We start from the raw sequence: 20,689 nt of genomic DNA on the forward strand, positions 1-20,689 counted from the left end.
GCTGCTGCGGTGCGGGGCGTGGCAGGGCGTTCGAGTATTTCTGCTGACGGTCCCGGCAGAGTCGCCGGGTGAATGAAGGACAGGTCCGATGGGCTTCGAAGGCCAGGATTTCGGTGACATCGCAGCCGGGGTGAGCCCGGCATTCATCGAGACGCTCTATGCGCGCTACAAGACGTCTCCCGACAGTGTCGAGCCCGCGTGGCGCACTCTGTTCGACGGCCTCGACGGTGTCGCGCAGAGCCCGAGCTGGGAGCGGTCGAGCTGGCCGCTGACCAACACCGACGATCTCACCGCCGCGCTCGACCCGACGCAGATGGAGCCCGCGCCCAAGCCCGCCAAGGGTGGCAAGCCCGCGCCGGCCCCCGCCGCCGCACCTGCCTCCGAAGCCGATATCGTCCGCGCCGCCGCCGATTCGATCCGCGCGATGCTGCTGGTGCGCACATACCGCGTGCGCGGTCACCTCGCCGCGACGCTCGATCCGCTCGGCCTGTCGTCGCGCGAACTGCCCGCCGATCTGACGCCCGAATACCACGGCTTCTCGGGCGCTGATCTCGACCGCAAGGTCTATATGGGCGGCACGCTCGGGCTCGAATGGGCGACGGTGCGCGAAATCGTCACTACGCTGCGCGCGAACTACTGCGGCAACGTCGGCCTCGAGTATATGCACATCGCCGATGTCGAGGAGCGCCGCTTCTTGCAGGAGCGCATGGAAGGCCAGGACAAGGCGATCGAGTTCACCGACGCCGGCAAGAAGGCGATCCTCAACAAGGTGATCGAAGCCGAGCAGTGGGAACGCTTCTGCGGCAAGAAATACGTCGGCACCAAGCGCTTCGGGCTCGATGGCGGCGAGAGCATGATCCCGGCGCTCGAAAGCGTCATTAAATACGGCGGCGCGCTCGGCGTGCGCGAGATCGTGTTCGGCATGGCGCATCGCGGCCGGCTCAACGTGCTGTCCAACGTGATGGCCAAGCCGTTCCGCATCATCTTCCATGAATTCGGCGGCGGTTCGGATAATCCCGACGACGTGGCCGGCTCGGGCGACGTGAAGTATCACCTCGGCACCTCGACGGACCGCGAGTTCGACGGGATCAGCGTCCACATGTCGCTGGTCGCCAACCCCTCGCATCTCGAGGCGGAAGACCCGGTCGTGCTCGGCAAGACCCGCGCGATCCAGACGATCGCCAACGATCTCGAGACGCACACCGCCTCGCTGCCCGTGCTGATCCACGGCGACGCGGCGTTCGCCGGGCAGGGCATCGTGTGGGAGACGCTCGGCTTCTCCGGCATTCGCGGCTACAACACCGGCGGTTGCCTGCACTTCATCATCAACAACCAGATCGGCTTCACCACCAGCCCGCAGTTCGCGCGGTCGTCGCCCTACCCGAGCGACGTCGCCAAGGGCGTGCAGGCACCGATCTTCCACGTCAACGGTGACGATCCCGAGGCGGTGACCTTCGCCACCAAGATGGCGATCGAGTTCCGCCAGCGCTTCCACCGCGACGTGGTGATCGACATGTGGTGTTATCGCCGCTTCGGCCACAACGAAGGCGACGAGCCGGGCTTCACCCAGCCTTTGATGTACGCCAAGATCCGCCAGCACCCGCCGGTCAGCGAGATCTACGGCGAGAAGCTGATCGGGCAGAAGGTGATCGACCGCGCCTGGATCGACGGCGCGGTGAGCGAGTTCACCACGCTGCTCGAAGGCGAGTTCGAGGCGGGCGCCTCGTACAAGCCTAACAAGGCGGACTGGTTCGCCGGTCGCTGGTCGGGCCTGCACGCGCCGGCCGATGCGGAGACCGCGCGCCGCAGCGTCGAGACCGGCATCGAGCAGAAACTGTTCGACTCGCTCGGCCGCACGCTGACGACGATCCCCGAGGATCTCACCGTCCACAAGACGCTCGCGCGCGTGCTCGATGCCAAGCGCGAGATGTTCAGGAACGGCGCCGGCTTCGACTGGGCGACCGGCGAAGCGCTCGCGTTCGGCTCGCTGCTGTCCGAAGGCTATGGCGTGCGTCTGTCGGGTCAGGACTCAGGCCGCGGCACGTTCAGCCAGCGTCACGCGGTGTGGACCGACCAAACCGACGAGCATAAGTACCGCCCGCTCGAAACGATCCCGCATGGCCGCTTCGAAGTGCTCGACTCGCCGCTTAGCGAATATGGCGTGCTCGGCTTCGAATATGGCTATGCGCTCGCCGACCCGAAGACGCTGGTGCTGTGGGAAGCGCAGTTCGGCGATTTCGCCAACGGCGCGCAGATCATGATCGACCAGTTCATTGCTTCGGGCGAGAGCAAGTGGCTGCGCGCCAACGGTCTCGTCATGCTGCTGCCGCACGGTTACGAAGGGCAGGGGCCGGAGCATAGCTCGGCGCGCATGGAGCGGTTCCTCCAGCTTTGCGCGCAGGACAATATCCAGGTCGCCAACTGCACCACGCCGGCCAATTACTACCACCTGCTGCGCCGGCAGATGCACCGTCCGTTCCGCAAACCGCTGGTGGTGTTTACGCCCAAGTCGCTGCTGCGCCACAAGATGGCGGTGTCGCAGACCGCGGACTTCCTCGGCGACAGCCATTTCCACCGGCTGTTGTCCGATCCGTCGGCGCCGGCGGATACGGACGTGACGCGGCTGGTGCTGTGCACCGGTAAGGTCGCCTATGACCTGATCGAGGCGCGCGACGCCGCCGGTGACAAGACCACCGCGATCGTCCGCGTCGAGCAGATCTATCCGTTCCCGAGCGAGCCGCTGACCGCGCGGCTGAAGGCGATGCCGAACCTCGAAACGGTGGTGTGGGCGCAGGAGGAGCCGAAGAACAACGGCGCATGGTTCTTCGTCGAGCCGTTCATCGAGCAGTGCCTGATCGAGGCGGGCAGCAAGGCGCAGCGTCCGCGTTATGCCGGCCGCGCCGCCGCCGCATCGCCCGCGACCGGGCTGATGAAGCGCCACCTGGTCGAACAGGGCGCGCTGGTCGCCGAGGCGCTCGGCCACAACGTGCGTGACGAGATCCGTCGCACCCGCAAGAACTGACCCGATCCGCCGCGCCCGATCGCGCGGCGGACGTTTGATGCACGATATCCCCGGCGGCGCCGGGAACGAGGAAGATAGCATGGCAACCGAAGTCAAAGTTCCCGTTCTGGGCGAATCGATCACCGAGGCGACGCTGGGCGAGTGGCTCAAGAAGCCGGGCGAGGCGGTCAAGGCCGACGAGCCGATCGCCAGCCTCGAAACCGACAAGGTCTCGGTCGAAGTGCCCGCACCCGTCGCGGGCGTGATGGGCGAGTGGGCGGTCAAGGTCGGCGACACGGTGGAAGTCGGCGCGATGATTGCGACAATCGAAGCCGGTGACGGCGCCGCCGCTGCCCCGAAGCCCGCTGCGGCGTCGCCCGCTGCGACCGCCGGCCAGCAGGCGCCTGCTCAGCCCAGCCCCGCTTCGAACAATGCGCCCGCCGCGCTGTCGCCGTCGGTGCGCCGGGCGGTGCTGGAGACCGGGGTCGATCCCTCGACCGTGCAGGGCACCGGCAAGGACGGTCGCCTGACCAAGGACGACGTGCTTGCCGCCAAGCCTGCGCCGGCTGCTGCCGCCGCGCCGCTGCCGGTTGCGCCTTCCGTCGCCGCCGCCACCGGCCGCAAGGAGGAGCGCGTGCGCATGACGCGCCTGCGCCAGACCATCGCCAAGCGCCTCAAGGATGCGCAGAACACCGCGGCGATGCTCACCACCTTCAACGACGTCGACATGACGGCGGTGATCGAGGCGCGCGCCAAGTACAAGGATCTGTTCGAGAAGAAGCACGGCGTCCGCCTGGGCTTCATGGGCTTCTTCACCAAGGCCGCGACGATGGCGCTGAAGGACATTCCTTCGGTCAATGCGTCGATCGAGGGCGACGAGATCGTCTATCACGACTACGCCGACATTTCGGTGGCGGTGTCGGGTCCGGGTGGCCTCGTCGTGCCGGTGATCCGCGATGCCGACCAGATGTCGGTCGCGCAGATCGAGAAGACGATCGGCGATTTCGGCAAGCGCGCCAAGGACGGCACGCTCAAGATGGACGAGATGAAGGGCGGCACCTTCACCATCTCGAACGGCGGCGTGTTCGGTTCGCTGATGTCGACCCCGATCATTAACCCGCCGCAGTCGGCCGTGCTTGGCCTGCACCGTATCGAGGAGCGTCCGGTGGTGCGCGACGGTCAGGTCGTGGTGCGCCCGATGATGTATCTCGCGCTCAGCTACGATCACCGCCTGATCGACGGCCGCGAGGCGGTCACCTTCCTCGTTGCGCTCAAGAACGCGATCGAGGATCCGACGCGCATCCTGATCGACCTCTGACCAACATCGCCGCCACGTCGCGAGGACGCGACGCGGCGGGTGTAATTCGACCGGGCGATCACCAGATATTGCCTGACAACTGAGCCCCGGAGACGCCCGGGAGCGGAGATTGAAATGGCTGAATACGACTATGACGTTCTGGTGATCGGCTCCGGCCCGGGCGGGTACGTCGCGGCGATCCGCGCGGCGCAGCTCGGGCTTCGCACCGCTTGCGTCGAGAGCCGCGAGACGTTGGGCGGCACCTGCCTCAACGTCGGCTGCATTCCCTCGAAGGCGATGCTGCACGCGTCGGAATATTTCGATGCGGCCGCGAACGGCGCGATGGCGAAGATGGGCATCAAGGTGACGCCCGAACTCGATCTGCCCGCGATGCACGCGCAGCGCGTCGATGCGGTCAAGCAACTGACCGGCGGCATCGAATATCTGTTCAAGAAGAACAAGGTGACGTGGCTGAAGGGGCGCGGCGCGTTTGTCGACGCGCACACCGTTCAGGTCGGCGAGCAGACCGTCACCGCCAAGGACGTGGTGATCGCAACCGGCTCGTCGGTGACGGCGCTGCCCGGCGTGACGATCGACCAGCAGGTGGTCGTCGATTCGACCGGCGCGCTCGAACTCGCCAAGGTGCCCGAGCATCTCGTCGTGATCGGCGGCGGCGTCATCGGACTCGAATTGGGCTCGGTGTGGCGGCGGCTCGGCGCGAAGGTGACGGTGGTCGAGTATCTCGATCAAATCCTGCCCGGCTTCGATGGCGACGTGCGCAAGGAAGCCAACAAGATCTTCAAGAAGCAGGGTCTCGAGTTCAAGCTGTCGACCAAGGTGACGGCGGTCGCGGTGAACGGCGGCAAGGCGACATTAACGGTCGAGCCGGCTGCCGGTGGTACGCCCGAGACGATCGAGGCGGATGTGGTGCTGGTGTCGATCGGCCGCCGGCCCAACACCGATGGCCTCGCGCTCGAGAAGGCGGGTCTCGCCACCAACCAGCGTGGCCAGATCGAGATCGACCATAGCTTCAAGACCTCGGTCGCGGGCATCTGGGCGATCGGCGACGTGGTGCCCGGCCCGATGCTCGCGCACAAGGCCGAGGACGAGGGGATTGCGGTTGCCGAGAATATCGCCGGGCAGACCGGCATCGTGAACCACGACGTGATCCCTTCGGTCGTTTACACTTGGCCCGAGATCGCCGGTGTCGGCCTGACCGAGGAAGCCGCCAAGGAACGTGGCGAGGTGAAGGTCGGCAAGTTCCCGATGCTCGGCAACAGCCGCGCCAAGACCAATCACGAGCCCGATGGCTTCGTGAAGATCATCGCCGACGCCAAGAGCGACCGCGTGCTCGGCGTGTGGTGCATCGCGAGCGTGGCGGGCACGATGATCGCGCAGGCTGCGCAGGCGATGGAGTTCGGCGCGACCAGCGAGGACATCGCCTACACCTGCCATGCGCATCCGACGCATTCGGAAGCGATCAAGGAAGCTGCGATGGCGGTGCAAGGCAAGCCCATTCACATCTAGCCGCCGGCTAGATGTGATCCGGAGGGCTTGCCCGGCCGGCGGCGCTCCAGCGCCGTCCGACGACATGGGCTCCGCCCATGTCGGGCTGGTAAGAAGATCGGTGGCGGGTGTGAGGCTATCTCACGCCCGCCATTTGCTTGTCGGCCCGACAGGAGCGGCTCCCTTGCCCTCTCCAGCGAAGGCAGCAGTTCAGTCACCGAGAGCGGCGTAACGAAGCGTCGCCCGCTATACCTTCCGTCCCTACCTCGACCCCGGTCTTCGCCGGGCAACAGGGCGCGCAAGCGGATGGGCACCCCCATCTTCCACCCGTTCATTTCCGCGCCCGCCCGCGCTACACCCGGGCGATGCACGCGACCCTCCTCTGGCAGTTCGGGACGATCCTCCCGTGGCTCGACCTGTTCGGCATCGCCGTGTTCGCCTGCACCGGCGCGCTGGCGGCGACGCGACGCGGGCAGACGTTCGTCACTGCCGCGTTTTTCGCGCTGGTGACGGGGGTCGGGGGCGGATCGGTGCGTGACCTGTTGATCGGGGCGCCGGTGTTCTGGGTCCACGATCCGCTCGTCGCGGGCGTGTGCCTCGGCGTCGCCGCGCTGGTGTGGTGGACGCCGGCGCGGTGGTGGCGCGGCAGCCAGCTTGCGTGGCTCGATGCGGTGGGCCTCGCCGCCTATGCGGTATTCGGCGCGGCCAAGGCGCTCGCCTTCGGCATACCGCCGATCCCGGCGGCGCTGATGGGGGTCGTCACCGCCTGCGTCGGCGGCATCATCCGCGACGTGCTGGCGGGGGAGCCGTCGATCCTGATGCGCCCCGAGCTGTACGTAACGGCGGCGGCGCTGGCGGCGGGATCGCATGTCGCGCTGACGGCGGCGGGCATGCCGCCGAACCTTGCCGCGCCGATCGCGGCAGCGGCAGGTTTCGCGCTTCGCGCCGCCGCGATCCACTGGCGGATCGCGCTCCCCGCCTATCAGCGCGCGCCCGAAGGCTGACGCGTCAGGCGACGCCCCCCGAGCCGGCGAGGAAGTCCATCTTGCCGATGCCGACGCCCTTCATGCGCAGCAGCGCATAGGCGATGGTGAGATGAAAGAAGAAGTTCGGCAGCGCGAAGTCGGTGACGTAGCGCGCGCCGGTGAAGGTGAGGTCGCCCTTGGGCAGTTTGAGGATGACCTCGGCATCTTCGCGATTGTCGAAACCGGCCGGGTCCGCCGCCTCAAGATACCCGACGGTGGTGGTGATGCGCGCGCGCAGCTCGGCAAGCGTCTTCTCTTCGTCGGGGACCGACAGTGGTGCGGTCTGGCCGACGCGGATCGCGGCGAACTTGGCGGTGTCGCAGGCGATCTGCACCTGCCGGGTGAGCGGCAGCATATCCTCGATCAGTCGCGCCTCGACCAGGGATTGCTCGTCTATGCCGCAGTCGATCGCCTTGGCGAGCAGATGATCGAGGTTCTTCAGCCCGCGCACGAAGACAGGCACGGTGACGGCATAGAGGCTGGGCAAGAGCATTTCCTTTTCTGGTCCCGCCGCAGGGTTCGCCCGTCGACGTGGGGCACAGGTGGGGATGCGGCCCGGTGTCGGCAAGCCGCACCGGGCGTGATCCGCGAAGCGTGCATCGCGAAGCGGCGGCTAGGCGTCGACCCCGCGATGCTGGCCGAGCACGTCGTCCATCGCCCGCGCGATGTTCTCCAGCGTGTACGGCTTCTGCACCACCGTGCGGCCACGATGGTCCATCGGCAGCAGCGCCTGCTCGCCGTAGCCGGTGGCGAACACGAACGGCACCTTCAGGTCCATCAGCCGGTCCGCGATCGGGAAGCTGTTGCGGTCGCCCAGGTTGATGTCGAGCATCGCGACGTCCGGCCGATGCGCGTCGATCGCATCGAGCGCACCCTCGACCGTGGCGGCGGTGGTGACGGTGTTCGCGCCGAGCCGCGTCGCGATATCCTCCGCATCGAGCGCGATGATGAGGCTGTCCTCGACCAGCAGCACGTCGAGCCCGGCGAGCATCTTGTGCGGCGCGGCCTGCGGATGGCCGAGCGAGGCGCGCGGATAGCGGATCGCCGGCCCCGCCACGCTCTTGGCCTCGGAGACGTGGCGCGCGGGGATGCGGAAGTGCGCTTCGACACCGGTCGGATGATAATCGATCTGCGCCGCCCCGCCGAGATCATAGGGCACGGAGCGGTCGATAATGGTCGTGCCGAACCCCCGGCGCGTGGGCTTCTGCACCCTGGGGCCGCCGCTTTCGCACCAACTGATGACGAGGTCTTCGCTCTCGTTGCGCTTCCAGCTGATCCGCACCCGCCCTTCGGGCACCGACAGACTGCCGTATTTGGTCGAGTTGGTGACGAGTTCGTGGATCACCAGCGCCATGGTCGAATAGGCCTGCGGATTGAGCAGCACCGGCATGCCTTCGGACACCACGCGTTCGCGCTCGTCCACGAAGGCGGCGGCCTCCGCGTCGATCAGCGCCTGCATCGGCGCAGGCCCCCAATGATCGTCGGTGATCTGGTTGTGCGCGCGCGCCAGCGCATGGATGCGCCCGTCGACCACCTGCACGAAATCGCGCACCGCATCCTCGGACGGTTGCGACTGGCGGATCAGCCCGCGGATCACGCCGAGGATGTTGCGGACGCGGTGGTTGAGCTCGGCGATCAGCAGTTCCTGCCGCGCGCTCGCCTGCTGGCGTTCGGCGGACGCTTCGTCGGCGAGCCGCAGCACCACCTCGATCAGCGTCGCGCGCAGCGTCTCGGCGACGCGCAGTTCCGACGAGGTGAAGGGGCGCGAGCGGCCCTCGACCAGTTCCTTCCATTCCTGGAAACTCTCGCGCGGGGTCAGGCGCGGGCCGTTGGGGCCGTATTCGACGGGCTTGTGCGGATCGCCGCCCCAGCGCACCGAATGGACCAGTTCCGAGCGGAACAGCACCACATAGTCGCGCGGCGCGCGCGAGATCGGGATGGCGAGCAGCCCCGCCGCCTGCGAGGCGAACGACTCCGCACCCGGCACCAGCCCGGCGATGTGATCGGTCGCGAACACCTTGCCGGCGGCGGTGCCGTTGAGCGCGCGGATGATCTTGCGGAATTCGTCGGTGGAGGGCGTCGTGCCCGAAAAGGCGTGGTTGCCCGCGATCCACACGCCGACCCCGTCGGCGGGAATCGCATGCGTCAGGATGTCGCCGAGCCAGTCCGGATCCTTGAGCAAGGTCTCGTCGGACGCGACCGCGCCGAGCAACTGGTCCGAGATGTCGCGCGCGCGGCGTTCGAAATCGACGGTGGCCTGACGCTCGCGGCTTTCGAGCCGCATCGAGAACATCTGCGCGAATAGTTCGCTCACCGAACGCCGCTCGAACGAGGGGCAGCGCGGCGCATAATGGTGACAGGCGAACAGCCCCCACAACCGGCCCTCGACGATGATCGAGATCGACATGGACGCCTCGACGCCCATGTTCTTGAGATATTCGATATGGATCGGCGAGACCGAGCGCAGCACCGACAGCGACAGGTCGAGCGGCTTGCCCGTCTCGTCACGTTGCGGCACGATCGGCACGGGCGTCGCGTTCACATCGGTGATGATGCGCAGCAGGTTGCGCTTGTAGAGTTCGCGCGCCTGCTGCGGAATGTCGCTGGCGGGATAGTGCAGCCCGAGGAACTTGCCGATCCCCGCGCGCACCGCTTCCGCCACGACCTCGCCCGATCCGTCGGCGGCGAAGCGGTACACCATCACCCGGTCGAAGCCGATCAGCGCGCGGATCTGGCGCGCGCCTTCGCGGAAAAAGGTGGCCATGTCGGCGCACTGGTCGAGCCGGGTAATCATCGACCGGACCATGCCGGTGGCGTCGCCATGCTCGCTGGAGGCGGGTTCGGCCTCGATCACGATCTGGCCGCCCGACAGATGGATGGCGACGTCGAAGCATTTGCCGCCCTTGATGATCTCGCAATCGAACATCCGCTCGACCGAGTCGACGCCGCGCAGCATCGCGGTGCGGTTGCGCAGACCGTGGATGACCTCGGCGTCGAAAATCTCGGCGAGCGGCTTGCCGATCAGAAAGTCGGGCGTGAAGCCGATGAAATCGGCGGTGTTGGTCGATGCGCGGGCGACCATCCAGTCCGCTGTCAGCGCGAGCAGGAAGCCGATCGGCTGGATCGCGCCCAGGATGTGAATAGGCTCACGATCGCAATTGGTCAGATCGACCTTTTCGAATTCTTCCACTCACTCTGCCCTCAGATACCGGCGCCCGCTGCTTTCAAAGAGCATGAACACGCGAAGCGCCGATTCGATCGCCGACGCTCGTTCGCCAGCCGAAATTAACCTATGTTCGAGAATTCCTAGCAGGCTGCGCCACCGTGCGGAATCACCTGGAGCAAGAAATGTCCGGGGCAGATCCGCCGGTACGTCGCGCCCCAGCAAGGCCCCGCCGAGCCGCGATCCTTCCAGCACGTAGATGCCGCCCAGCACGGCGGCATCGTCTTCGAAAGCGATCTCCGCCGTGGCGGGAGGGGCGGTGAGGCCGAGCGCGGCGAGGTCTGCGGCGAGTGCGGGCGCGCGGCGGCGCGCATCCCAGTCCGGCACGATCCGCCCGGCGCCGGCGCCATCCAGCGCGGCCTCGACCGGAAGGTACGCGCCCGCCTGCGCTTGCAGGAACCGGGCGTATCCGTCGGGGGTGGAGAGGTCGACGTGCGAGAACGCGGCGTCGACGCGATCATGGTACGCCGCCGTCGCGTCGCGGAGCGCGGCGCGCGCGGTGGGTGCGGAAATCATGCGGCATCATATAAGCGCTTCGGCGTTAGGCAAGTCTGCCGAATGTGGCGGGTGCGCCGCTTTGTGACGGCGCGGATAGCGATGGCGCTTGCATCGCGGCGCGGCTGCGCTTACAGGCGCGTCCCTCGGTCGGGGCGTAGCGCAGCCTGGTAGCGCATCACACTGGGGGTGTGGGGGTCGCAGGTTCGAATCCTGTCGCCCCGACCAAGATCTTCCACACACCTTTGGTTTCAGGACTGTGCGCGGGCGGCTGCGTGCTGGAGGACGCGCCGTCAGTGGCGCGATTCGGGTCCTGCCTCCGCCGTCTTGAAACCTGCGCTGGTGGGCGATGACGGGCTCGAACCGCCGACATTCTCGGTGTAAACGAGACGCTCTACCAACTGAGCTAATCGCCCCCGCGCGGGAAAACGCGTCTTAGCGCGATTTTTCCCCGCCGCAAGTCGCCGTCGCATCCCGGGTGATGTTCTCGCAACTCCGCCATGCGTTCGCCGCACCGCAGCATTTGCACTTGCATGTTCGTGCGCATGCACTATCTGCGCATGCAGTTATTTCGGAGGCAGCATCTTGGCGCGACTCACTATCGAGGATTGCGGAACGCAACGGTCACCCGGGCGCATGCTCCGGCGGCTCGAACAGGATGTGAAGACGCTGCTCGAACGGCGCTTCGCGGCGGAGGACGTGACGTTCACACAATGGGTGGCGCTCAAGGTCGTGCGCGATGGCGCGGTGTCCAATCCCGGCGAACTCGCGCGCGAACTCAACATCACCAGCGGTGCGACCACGCGGCTGATCGACACGCTCGAGGAGCGCGGGCTGATGGCGCGGGACCGCAGCGCGGAGGATCGGCGCGTGGTGGGCCTGCACGTCACCGATGCGGGCGAGGCGATGGTGCAGGCGGTCGCGCCGATGGTGGTGGCGGGCTGGAACGAGCTGATCGCCGATTTCGACGATGACGAGGTGACGCAATTTTCGTCGATGCTCAAGCGGCTGCTCGTCTCGGCCGAACGGATGCTCGGCAAGGACAGTCCGATGTTCGCAGGGGAAGAAGCATGATCCGCAAGGGACTGGCGGCGGCGGCGGCGCTGCTGCTCGCAGGCTGCGCAAGCATCCCGCATGATGGCGCGCAGGTGGCGCAGATCCAGCCGGCCGCGCTCGGCCTCGACGCCGCCGCGCCGGTGGTGCCGGATCGCTGGTGGGATGCGTTCGGCGATGCGCAGCTTGGCCGGTTGGTCGATCTTGCGCTCACCGGCAACCCCGACCTCGAAAGCGCGCTCGCCCGCGTGCGGGCGGCACAGGCCACGGTCGAGGTGCAGCATGCCGGCCAGTTGCCGCAGATCAGCGCGGACGCCGGGCTTCAGGTCCAGCGCTTCAGCAACAATTACATCTACCCGCCGCCCTTCGGTGGCGCGGTCTATTCGGCGCCGACGCTTCAGGGCAATCTCGCTTGGGATCTCGACCTGTTCGGGCGCCAGCGCGCGCTGGTCGCGCAGGCACGCTCGAACGAACGCGCCGCAGGGCTCGACGCGGCCGCCGCACGGCTGATGATCGCCACCGCCGTCGCGCAGAGCTACGCGAGCCTCGTCCAAGCCGAGCGCCAGATCGAGATCGCCGATCGCTTCGTGACGACCCGCCAGCAGGCGGTCGGCTATGTCCAGTCGCGCATCCGGCATCAGCTCGCCACGCAGTTCGAGGCGCGCACCGCCGAGACGTTGCTGGCCGAGGCGCAACAGGCCAAGGTCCGCGCCGCCCAGCAACGCGAGTTGGCGATCCACGCGATCGCGGCGCTGGTCGGGCGGGGTGCGGACTTCTACCCGCAGATCGCCACGCCGACGCTGTCGCTCGACCATCCGCCCGAGGTTCCGGCGGTGCTGCCCGCCGATCTGCTCGGCCGGCGGCCCGATCTGCTCGCGGGCCAAGCGCGGATCGACGCGGCGGTGTCGGGTCAGAAGGTCGCGCGCACCGATTTCCTGCCCAACGTCAACATCTCGGCGTTGGCCGGGCTGACCTCGCTGGGGCTCGGCTCGTTCTTCACCGCCGGTTCGGCGCAGGTGGCGGGTGGTGCTGCGTTGCACCTGCCGATCTTCGAAGGCGGCCGGTTGCGCGCGCAATATCGCGTCGTCACCGCCGATCTCGACCGTGCGGTCGCCGATTACAACGGCAGCGTGGTGACGGCGGTGCGCGACACGGCGGACGCGATCACCAACGTGCGGGCTGCCGACGCCTCGCTCGTCCAGCAGGAGAAGGTGGTCGGCGGCTTGCGTGAGACGGTGCGGCTCGATGCGGTGCGCACCTCGACCGGATTGGGCTCGCGGCTCGATGCGGTCGACTCGGGCTTCCGCCTGCTCGAAGCCGAGCAGCAGCGCATCGACGCGCAGGCCAATGCGATCAGCCAGCGAATCAAACTTATGGCCGCGCTGGGCGGGGGCTTCGACGCCCGCACCGCGATGGCAGCCAACACCAGGGGGTCTGGACTATGACCGAAGAATCCATCCGCATCGACCGTGACCGTGACGTCCATAACGAATCGTACGACGACACGCCCGCGCCCGTCGCCGCCACCGCGCCTCCGCCGCCGCCCGCGCCCCCGGCAACCCCGGCGGGCAAGCCGCGCGCGCGGCGCATCGCCTTCATGATCTTCGGGGCGATCCTGCTGATCGTCGCGATCGTCTATGCGATTCGCGTGTTCACCGCGCCGCCGACCGAGGAGACCGACGACGCCTATGTCGGCGGCAACGTGGTGAGCGTGACCGCGCGCGACGGTGGCACCGTGCTCGCCATCCACGCCGACAACACGCAGGGTGTGAAGCGTGGCCAGCCGCTGATCGACCTCGATCCCGCCACCACCGATGTGTCGCTGCAAGCCGCCGAGGCCGCGCTCGGCCAAGCGGTGCGCGCCGTGCGCGCCGACACCGCCTCGGTCGACGAGGCGGGCGCGGAGATCGCGCAGGCGCGTGCCGATCTCGCCAAGGCGCGGAGCGATCTCGCCCGCCGCAAGGGCGCGGCCGCCGATGGTGCTGTCTCGGGCGAGGAGGTTAGCCACGCCGCCGATGCGGTGACGACCGCCAACGCCACGCTCAACCTCGCGCTCGCCAAGCGCGCGCAGGCGGCGAGCGCGGTGGCGGGCACCGACGTCTATTCGAATCCGCGCGTGCTGGCGGCGATCGCCAACGTGCGGCAGGCGGCGATCAATTCGAGCCACATGCACATCGTCGCGCCGATGGACGGCGTGGTCGCGCAGCGCACCGTCCAGCTCGGCCAGCGCATAGCGCCCGGCACGCCGCTGATGGCGGTGGTGCCGCTGGACAGTTTGTGGCTCGACGCCAATTTCCGCGAGACGCAGCTCGGCCAGATCCGCGTCGGCCAGCCGGCGAAGATCACCGCCGACGTCTATGGCGGCAAGATCGTCTATCACGGTCGCGTGCTCGGCCTCGGCGCGGGGAGCGGCAGCGCCTTCTCGCTGTTGCCGGCGCAGAACGCCTCGGGCAACTGGATCAAGATCGTTCAGCGCGTGCCGGTGCGCATCGCGCTTGATCCCAATGAGCTTCGCCAGCACCCCTTGCGCGTCGGCCTGTCGGCGAACGTGACGGTGGATACCGCCGATCAGTCCAAGCCGCTCGTCGCCTCCGCCGCACCGCCCGCCGGCGGCACGCAACAGAGCCTCGATGGCGGCGCTGAGGTGGATGCGCGCGTCCGCCAGATCATCAACCAGAACCTTGGACGCGCGCGGTGAGCAACCAGCCCGGAGCGGCCGCCGGGCCGCCGCCGCTGGCGGGGATCGCGCTTGCGGTCACCGCGGTCGCGCTGGCGCTCGGCACCTTCATGCAGGTGCTCGACACCACCATCGCCAACGTCTCGCTGCCGACGATCGCGGGCAGCCTCGGCGTCAGTTCGGACAACGGCACCTGGGTCATCACCTCGTTTGCGGTGGCGAACGGGGTGACGGTGCCGCTGACCGGCTGGTTCATGCAGCGTTTCGGCGTGGTGAAGACCTTCACCGTATCGGTGCTGGCCTTCTCGGTCGCGTCGCTCCTGTGCGGCATCGCGTGGAGCCTGCCGTCGCTGATCGTCTTCCGCATTCTGCAAGGCGGCGTGTCCGGGCCGATGATTCCCGGCAGTCAGGCGCTGCTGATCGCGATCTTTCCGGCGCACAAGCGTGGCACCGCGCTCAGCATCTGGTCGATGACGACGCTCGCCGCACCCGTGCTGGGGCCGGTGCTGGGGGGCTACATCTCCGACAATTACCACTGGAGCTGGATCTTCCTCATCAACGTGCCGATCGGTCTGGGCGCGGGGTTCGTCGCCTGGCAGTCGCTCAAGTCGCGCGAGACGCCGACGCGGAAGGTGCGGATCGACACGGTCGGTCTGGTCCTGCTCGCCTTCTGGGTGTTCAGCCTCCAGACGATGCTCGATCTCGGCAAGGACCGCGACTGGTTCAACAATCCGCTCATCGTGGTGCTGACGATCTGCGCGGTGGTCGGCTTCGTCGCGTGGGTCATCTGGGAATTGACGGAGGGCCAGCCCGCTGTCGACCTGACGCTGTTCGCGCGGCGCAACTTCGCGCTCGGCACGCTGGCGATCTGCCTCGGCTATGCGGTGCTGTTCGCCAACAACCTGCTGCTCCCGCTCTGGTTGCAGGAACAGATGGGATATACCGCGACCTGGGCCGGGCTCGTCGCCGCACCGGCGGGGATCATGGCGGTCATCATGACGCCGATCATCCAGCGTCTGAAGATCGATGTGCGCTGGATCGCGTCGTTCTCGTTCGTCTGCTATGCGCTCTCGTTCTTCATGCGGTCGTGGTACACGCCCGATGCGAGCTTCCTCGTGCTGGCGACGCCGCTCCTGTTGCAGGGCGTGGCGATGGCGGCGTTCTTCGTGCCGCTCATCACCATCCTGCTCGACGGGGTGCCGGCTGAAAAGGTGCCGTCGGCCTCGGGCATCTCCAACTTCGCGCGCATTACAGCGGGCGGGTTCGCGGCCTCGCTCACCACCACCGTCTGGGATCGGCGTGAAGCGCTCCACCAGGCGCGGCTGACCGAGGCGGGCAACGACTGGTCGCCGGTCTATCGTCAGGCGCTCGAACAGCTTCAGGCGGTCGGCGCGACCCAGGGGCAGGCGGTGGGTGCGGTGATGCGGCAGATCGTCGGGCAGGCGTATCTGCTGTCGTCGCTGGAGATCTTCTGGCTCTGCGGCTGGATCTCGATCGTGCTGATCGGCGTGGTATGGCTGGCCAAGCGCCCTGCGCCGGCGGATCACGGCCCGGTGGCGGATTGATGTGGTTGCGGGTGCTTAAACCACACCCGTAGGCTGCGCCTTAAACCACCGCATGCTGACATGGCATGGCAGGGAGCCGTGTCATGTCACCAATCGCAAGCATCACCTCCGCGACCGGGACGAAGCTGTCGCGATCCGCGATCGCGCCGGTCGCGCCCGTCGACCGGCCGCCGACGGCGCCCGCGGCGGGGCAGCCGACACGCGGGCAGCCGATCGCGATCGCCGATGCGGCACGCGATCCCCGCTTCGACGCCGCCACCAAAGTTCATGCGGTGCGGCAGGTCGTTCAGCAGATCGCCGGCCTTACGTACGGTGCCCACGTCTCGGTGGTGAACACCGCGACCGGTATCCACGCCACGATCGACATCTCCGCCTGAAGCCCGGCGCTCGCTAGCGAACCATATCGGTAAAAACCTCTGTCCTACAGCGAACCGATCGCTGTAGCGAGCCGGCACCTCTGGCACAGAAGGATTCGACTGATATGAGACTTCTCCTCCTCGCGGCCGCGCTCGCTTTCACGCCGGCCGCCGCGTCGGCGCAATCGGCCGCATCGGTGCGCGCACCCGCCGGCTATGCGCCGATGCAGGCACCGTGCGTGCGGCAGAGCGACAGCAGTTGCGTGCCGATCAGCCCGACCGCGCCGCTGCCGACCACGCAAGGCCCGCTCGCCGCCGCCATCTCGACCCCACTCGCCGGCACCATCACCAACGCCGCCGTCACGCCAAGCTCGGGCGCGGCGAGCTTCGCCGCCGGCACCGCCACGGTCGGCCCGATGACGCCGCAGCTCGGCCGCGACATCGGCCTCAAGCTGTGGAGCGCCAACAATGCGGCTTTCTCGTGCCAGATGCTCGACAGCATCGACGGCGGCGCGACCAAGCTGCCGCTGACGGTCTTCGACACCGCGATCGGCGGGCCGTACAACGTGCCGGTCAACAGCGTCATCACCAGCGAGAGCATCGCCGCCTCGCAAGTCTATCTGCTGTGTACCGTCACCTCGGGCACGCTCAACTATGTGGTGGCGCAATGAGCGCGCGTCTCACCTTCGCGGCGCTCACGCTGCTCGCCACGCCCGCCTTCGCGCAGGGCGATCCCGCCGCGCGCAGCCTCGCTTTGAAGGCGCGCGCCACCGCCACGGCACGCACGCCGCGCCTGTCGATCATCTCCGGCGCCGAGCAGTGGAGCGGGGTCGCTACCGTCGTGCCGACCGCGTCGCTCCAGCCGGCGGTGCGCGTGCTCCATCGCAACCTCGCGCCCTGCACCGCGACCGGGCTGCGGCTGCTCGCCGCCAATTACGCCAACGCCACCACCAACAACGGCAGCCTGCCTGCCAATGCCACGCCCGCGTCCAAGGAGCGGCAGAACGGCAATGCGATCACCGTCCACGCCTCGATCGAGTTCACCGGTGGCAAGACCGACCAGAGCCAGCCGCGCACCCCGGTGCTGTGGAACGGTCAGGCGAGCGGCACGCTCACCCCGTCGAGTGCGGTGTTCGCCTTTCCCAACCTGCTGCTATCCGATCCGGTGTCGGGCAGCGTCGCACCGGGGGGCGTGTTCTACGAACGCTCGGCGGTGCTCGTTCCCGCCGACGGCCAGCGCTTCTATTCGGCGCTGTCGCTGCGCGGCGGCACCGCCGGCTTCGGCGCGGACACGGGCGAGGGCTTCACGCTCGGTTCGGCGGTGGAGCGGATCTGGGACGGCAACCCGAGTGCGGACGTGGGCGTCGGCTCGGGCCAGTTCGTGCCGGGCTGGTCGGCGACGGCGGTGCTCGGCACCTGCGCGGACGGGACGGTCGCGCCCTCGGTCGCGATCATGGGCGACAGCATCGTCACCAAGGTCGACGATGCCGGCTATGGCTATATGACCGGCGGCTGGGCATTGCGCGCGTTCGCCGCGTACCCGCACATGCTGCTGAGCTTGCCGGGCGAACGCGAGCTCGACGCGGTGGTGCCGTGGAACATCGCCAGCCGCTTCGCCGCCAGCCAATACGCCACGCACGTGCTGTGGGCCTATGGCCGCAACGACCTCAGCTACTACATGGGCACGGCGGGGCAGAGCGCGGCGCAGGCGGTCGCCACGATGAAGGCCAACCGGCTGGTCGCCGCCAGGACGTACATGATGCCGCGCGGCAACGGCGCGCCGGGGCAGGTGTTCCTCGCCGCGACCATCCTGCCCGCGCCGAGTTCGAACGACGGCTTCATGACACTCGCGGGCGAGAGCAAGGACGTGTTCGAGGGCGGACGTGTGCTGTTCAACCAGTGGCTGCGCGATCCCGGCCCCGGCGGCTTCGTCGCGCAGGCCAATGCGCAGGTGGCGGGCGTCGCAAACGCGGGGCAAGCGCGCGTGGTCGATCCGTGCATCGGCATCGAGGTGAATGCAGCGGGGGTACCGACGCTCGACGGCGGCTATGCGCCCACTGCGACGACGGTGTACGCGACCGGCACCTCCTCGGGCAGCAACGCCAGCAACACCTTCAACGATACCGCCAAGGCGTGGACGGCGGGCCAGTATCGCGGTGCGGAGTTGCAGATCGTCAGCGGCACCGGGGCCGGCCAGTATCGCGGCATCGGTGGCAACGGTGCGACGCAGTTGTTGATCGCCGACCCGTGGGTGACGGTGCCTGACGCGACCAGTACCTACCGAATCAGCGATGCACCGGGCTGGAACGGCGTGCATCCCGGCACGCGCGGCGCGATCCTGTCAGCGAGCGGCATCAACGCGGGCGCGCTGATGCAGCCGCTCGCCGGCCAATAGGGGGAGGGGCCATGCGCCAGCACGACCATCTCATCGCCTATCTCGCCACGCTTGCCACGCTGGCGCTGATCTTCACCGTCGCGATCCTCGCCGGGATGGCGAGCGAGCACGTCATCGGCAAGATCGAGGCGTTTGGCCTCGGCACGATCACCGGCGGGCTGATCGGCGTGCTGCGCCTGCCGATGAGCCAGACCGCCGAAGCCGGCGACACGGCGGTACGCAACAGCGAGTGAGGGCGAGCCCCTTCGCGCTTCGCGGCGCGGAGGGGCATTACCAGCAGCGCCGTCATCCCGGACTTGTTCCGGGATCCACGTCTCGACGATATCAACGGCTGAAGCATTCGCGGAACCGTGAATGCCGGAACAAGTCCGGCATGACGCTAGCATGTCGCGGGGCTTTTGAATTCGGAAGGCGACGATCGCTTCGCTATAGCGTGATCGCCGCCTTCAGCCCCAGCACGCCGACATCGCTGAGCGTCTTCACCCCGCCGGGATGGTGGATGAGCTGCACATTGGGTTGCAGCTCGAGCCACGACACCGGCGTCAGGCTGTAATAGAGTTCGGCGGCATATTCCGCATCGCGCACCGGCGTGCCGGGGATCAGCGTGTCGGCCTGCGCCGCCCGCCCGTTGACGTTGGTGCGCCCGACCGCCAGGCCGAGTACGTCGCCCTTCAGCCCCGGCACCAGCCCCTTGTAGAACAGCCCGAGCGCGACCTGATTGTCGGTCACGCTGGTCGCGCGATCGGCCTGCGTGACGTTGGCGAACACGCCGAGCCCGGTCAGCGCCTTGCCGTCTTTCGACGCGCCGGTGATCTGCTGCTGCACGCTGGCGAACACGCCGTAGCGCCCCGAATGCTGGAGCGGGGCGAGCCCCGTCACCACGATCGGCCGGCGATCGATGTCGAGCAGCACGTCGTCGCCGTTTGTGGTCGAATACCAGCCGCCGACCTTGTACGATCCGACATGCCCGCCATCGAGGCCGCGCGTCCAGCCCGCCTCGAACGGCACCAGCACTCCGGTCGCACCGCCGAAGCGCGCGATGAAGAAATTGTTCTTCAGCTCGTTGGGGTTTTCGACATAGGCGCCGGCCTGCACGTACACGCCCTTCGCCACATCGACATGGAGCACGCCCGCCCACTCGGCGATCGGCCAGTTGTACCAATAATCGCCGACGAGGTTGCCCGGCTGCGCGCCGCAGAAGCTGAGGTTTTCGAAATGGCAGGAGAACACCGCGAAATCCGCACCGGGATTGGTGCGGCCAAGCTTCACCTCGACCTGATCGCCGAGCTTCTGCTGATACCATAGCTCCGTCACGCGCACGGTCTGGCCGCGGCCATAGACTTCCTGCACCTGTTGCAGCGTGCCCAAGCCCGCATCGTCGGACAGATTGCGTCCGCGCCGCCACGTCACCGTCGCCTGGAAGGTGCCGCCGTCGATCCCGGCGAGTTTGTCGAGATCGAACTTCGCGCCGAAATCGAACTGGCCGGTCTCGGTGACTTTCTCCTTCTTGCCGCCGGTGAAATTCCAGCCGCTTTCCGAAGCATAGCGCGCCGACACTTCGATGCCACGTTGGCCAAGATATGTCCGCGTCTTGCGCCAGTCGCCGAACAACCCGGGCGGCGCCTGATAGCGCGTGTCGCCGATCGGCGCATTGGGCGAGGTGTCGTACGGGTGCGCGGCATGGGTGAAGCGGCGCCGCGCGGCGGGCGTGGCGGCGGTCGGCGGCGCGTCGTTGGTCGGCTTCTGCGTGTTGGTGGCGGAGGTGTCCTTCGCCGCCTCGGGCGCGGGGGCGCCGATATCGACCGGCTGGGCGGGGGCGGGGTCGGGCTTCTTGGCGTCCGGTCCCGCTGCGCCCGCCTTGTCGGCATCGGCGGGGGCGACCTGCGCGAACGCGCTCGCGCCGGTCAGCAACCAGGCCGCGCCCAGCAGCGGGGCGAGGCGGCGGGTCGTCTTGGCGATCATAATCGAATCAAATCCTTGGGCGCGAAAGCTGCGAAGCGCAGGCGCGGTTGACCGCATAATCGCCGGTACACAATTCTGTTCCGCCCGCGAACCGAATATCGCCTCTCGCACGCAGCGATACGCGTTCCTATCTC

At 67.8% G+C, this 20,689-nt stretch carries 16 protein-coding genes and 2 tRNA genes; 13 read left to right on the plus strand and 5 right to left on the minus strand.

Annotated features, from left to right (window positions below; translation table 11 throughout):
* Nucleotides 1-88: 88 nt before the first annotated feature.
* The 4 genes from AC3ANX_RS03030 (at nucleotide 89) to AC3ANX_RS03045 (ending at nucleotide 6,808) form a co-directional block, all read left to right on the plus strand.
* Entirely contained in the window at nucleotides 89-3,022 is a 2,934-nt protein-coding gene (locus AC3ANX_RS03030; protein WP_488335558.1) for a 2-oxoglutarate dehydrogenase E1 component, read from the plus strand.
* A 79-nt stretch (nucleotides 3,023-3,101) separates the two neighbouring features.
* Nucleotides 3,102-4,319 carry a 2-oxoglutarate dehydrogenase complex dihydrolipoyllysine-residue succinyltransferase gene (odhB, locus tag AC3ANX_RS03035; RefSeq protein WP_488335559.1) on the plus strand — a complete coding sequence of 406 codons (1,218 nt, stop codon included), beginning with the start codon at nucleotides 3,102-3,104 and terminating at the stop codon, nucleotides 4,317-4,319.
* Between the two features lie 114 nt (nucleotides 4,320-4,433).
* Nucleotides 4,434-5,825, plus strand: a complete 1,392-nt coding sequence (gene lpdA, locus AC3ANX_RS03040; protein ID WP_488335560.1) for a dihydrolipoyl dehydrogenase — start codon at nucleotides 4,434-4,436, stop codon at nucleotides 5,823-5,825.
* A 344-nt stretch (nucleotides 5,826-6,169) separates the two neighbouring features.
* Entirely contained in the window at nucleotides 6,170-6,808 is a 639-nt protein-coding gene (locus tag AC3ANX_RS03045) for a trimeric intracellular cation channel family protein (RefSeq protein WP_488335561.1), read from the plus strand.
* Nucleotides 6,809-6,812: 4 nt separating this feature from the next.
* Here the strand turns inward: AC3ANX_RS03045 and AC3ANX_RS03050 are convergent, their stop codons facing one another.
* The 3 genes from AC3ANX_RS03050 to AC3ANX_RS03060 all read right to left on the minus strand — a co-directional run bounded on the left by AC3ANX_RS03050 (nucleotide 6,813) and on the right by AC3ANX_RS03060 (nucleotide 10,568).
* Entirely contained in the window at nucleotides 6,813-7,322 is a 510-nt protein-coding gene (locus AC3ANX_RS03050; RefSeq protein WP_488335562.1) for a DUF1993 domain-containing protein, read from the minus strand.
* Between the two features lie 120 nt (nucleotides 7,323-7,442).
* The gene (locus AC3ANX_RS03055; RefSeq protein ID WP_488335563.1) at nucleotides 7,443-10,019 is read right to left on the minus strand and encodes an HWE histidine kinase domain-containing protein; all 2,577 of its coding nucleotides are present in this window, start codon (nucleotides 10,017-10,019) and stop codon (nucleotides 7,443-7,445) included.
* The gene (locus AC3ANX_RS03060) at nucleotides 10,020-10,568 is read right to left on the minus strand and encodes a biliverdin-producing heme oxygenase (protein ID WP_488335564.1); all 549 of its coding nucleotides are present in this window, start codon (nucleotides 10,566-10,568) and stop codon (nucleotides 10,020-10,022) included. It lies immediately after the preceding gene.
* A 130-nt stretch (nucleotides 10,569-10,698) separates the two neighbouring features.
* On the opposite strand from AC3ANX_RS03060, the gene AC3ANX_RS03065 reads away from it, so the two are divergent.
* Nucleotides 10,699-10,775 (plus strand) — tRNA-Pro (locus AC3ANX_RS03065).
* A gap of 112 nt (nucleotides 10,776-10,887) precedes the next feature.
* Here AC3ANX_RS03065 and AC3ANX_RS03070 read toward each other — a convergent pair.
* Nucleotides 10,888-10,963, minus strand: a tRNA-Val gene (locus tag AC3ANX_RS03070).
* 169 nt (nucleotides 10,964-11,132) lie between these two features.
* Here AC3ANX_RS03070 and AC3ANX_RS03075 point away from each other — a divergent pair.
* From AC3ANX_RS03075 to AC3ANX_RS03110, 8 genes are all read left to right on the plus strand, one after another.
* Entirely contained in the window at nucleotides 11,133-11,621 is a 489-nt protein-coding gene (locus tag AC3ANX_RS03075; protein WP_488335565.1) for a MarR family winged helix-turn-helix transcriptional regulator, read from the plus strand.
* A complete protein-coding gene (locus AC3ANX_RS03080; protein WP_488335566.1) occupies nucleotides 11,618-13,045 on the plus strand; it encodes an efflux transporter outer membrane subunit in 1,428 nt (475 codons plus the stop codon). Before AC3ANX_RS03075 ends, AC3ANX_RS03080 begins: the two co-directional genes overlap by 4 nt.
* The gene (locus AC3ANX_RS03085) at nucleotides 13,042-14,298 is read left to right on the plus strand and encodes an EmrA/EmrK family multidrug efflux transporter periplasmic adaptor subunit (RefSeq protein WP_488335567.1); all 1,257 of its coding nucleotides are present in this window, start codon (nucleotides 13,042-13,044) and stop codon (nucleotides 14,296-14,298) included. Before AC3ANX_RS03080 ends, AC3ANX_RS03085 begins: the two co-directional genes overlap by 4 nt.
* Nucleotides 14,295-15,842, plus strand: coding sequence for a DHA2 family efflux MFS transporter permease subunit (locus AC3ANX_RS03090; RefSeq protein ID WP_488335568.1), 1,548 nt, complete (start codon nucleotides 14,295-14,297; stop codon nucleotides 15,840-15,842). Before AC3ANX_RS03085 ends, AC3ANX_RS03090 begins: the two co-directional genes overlap by 4 nt.
* 83 nt (nucleotides 15,843-15,925) lie before the next feature.
* Nucleotides 15,926-16,219 carry a hypothetical protein gene (locus AC3ANX_RS03095; RefSeq protein WP_488335569.1) on the plus strand — a complete coding sequence of 98 codons (294 nt, stop codon included), beginning with the start codon at nucleotides 15,926-15,928 and terminating at the stop codon, nucleotides 16,217-16,219.
* A 104-nt stretch (nucleotides 16,220-16,323) separates the two neighbouring features.
* Nucleotides 16,324-16,869, plus strand: coding sequence for a hypothetical protein (locus AC3ANX_RS03100; protein WP_488335570.1), 546 nt, complete (start codon nucleotides 16,324-16,326; stop codon nucleotides 16,867-16,869).
* Nucleotides 16,866-18,593: a hypothetical protein gene (locus AC3ANX_RS03105; protein WP_488335571.1), complete on the plus strand. Its 1,728-nt coding sequence runs from the start codon at nucleotides 16,866-16,868 to the stop codon at nucleotides 18,591-18,593. Before AC3ANX_RS03100 ends, AC3ANX_RS03105 begins: the two co-directional genes overlap by 4 nt.
* 11 nt (nucleotides 18,594-18,604) lie before the next feature.
* Complete coding sequence (locus AC3ANX_RS03110) at nucleotides 18,605-18,826, plus strand: hypothetical protein (protein ID WP_488335572.1); 222 nt, start codon at nucleotides 18,605-18,607, stop codon at nucleotides 18,824-18,826.
* Nucleotides 18,827-19,019: 193 nt separating this feature from the next.
* On the opposite strand, the gene AC3ANX_RS03115 is transcribed toward AC3ANX_RS03110, so the two are convergent.
* A complete protein-coding gene (locus AC3ANX_RS03115; RefSeq protein ID WP_488335573.1) occupies nucleotides 19,020-20,555 on the minus strand; it encodes a carbohydrate porin in 1,536 nt (511 codons plus the stop codon).
* Nucleotides 20,556-20,689 lie beyond the last annotated feature (134 nt).

It is taken from the genome of Sphingomonas sp. BRN-1R (assembly GCF_057748035.1).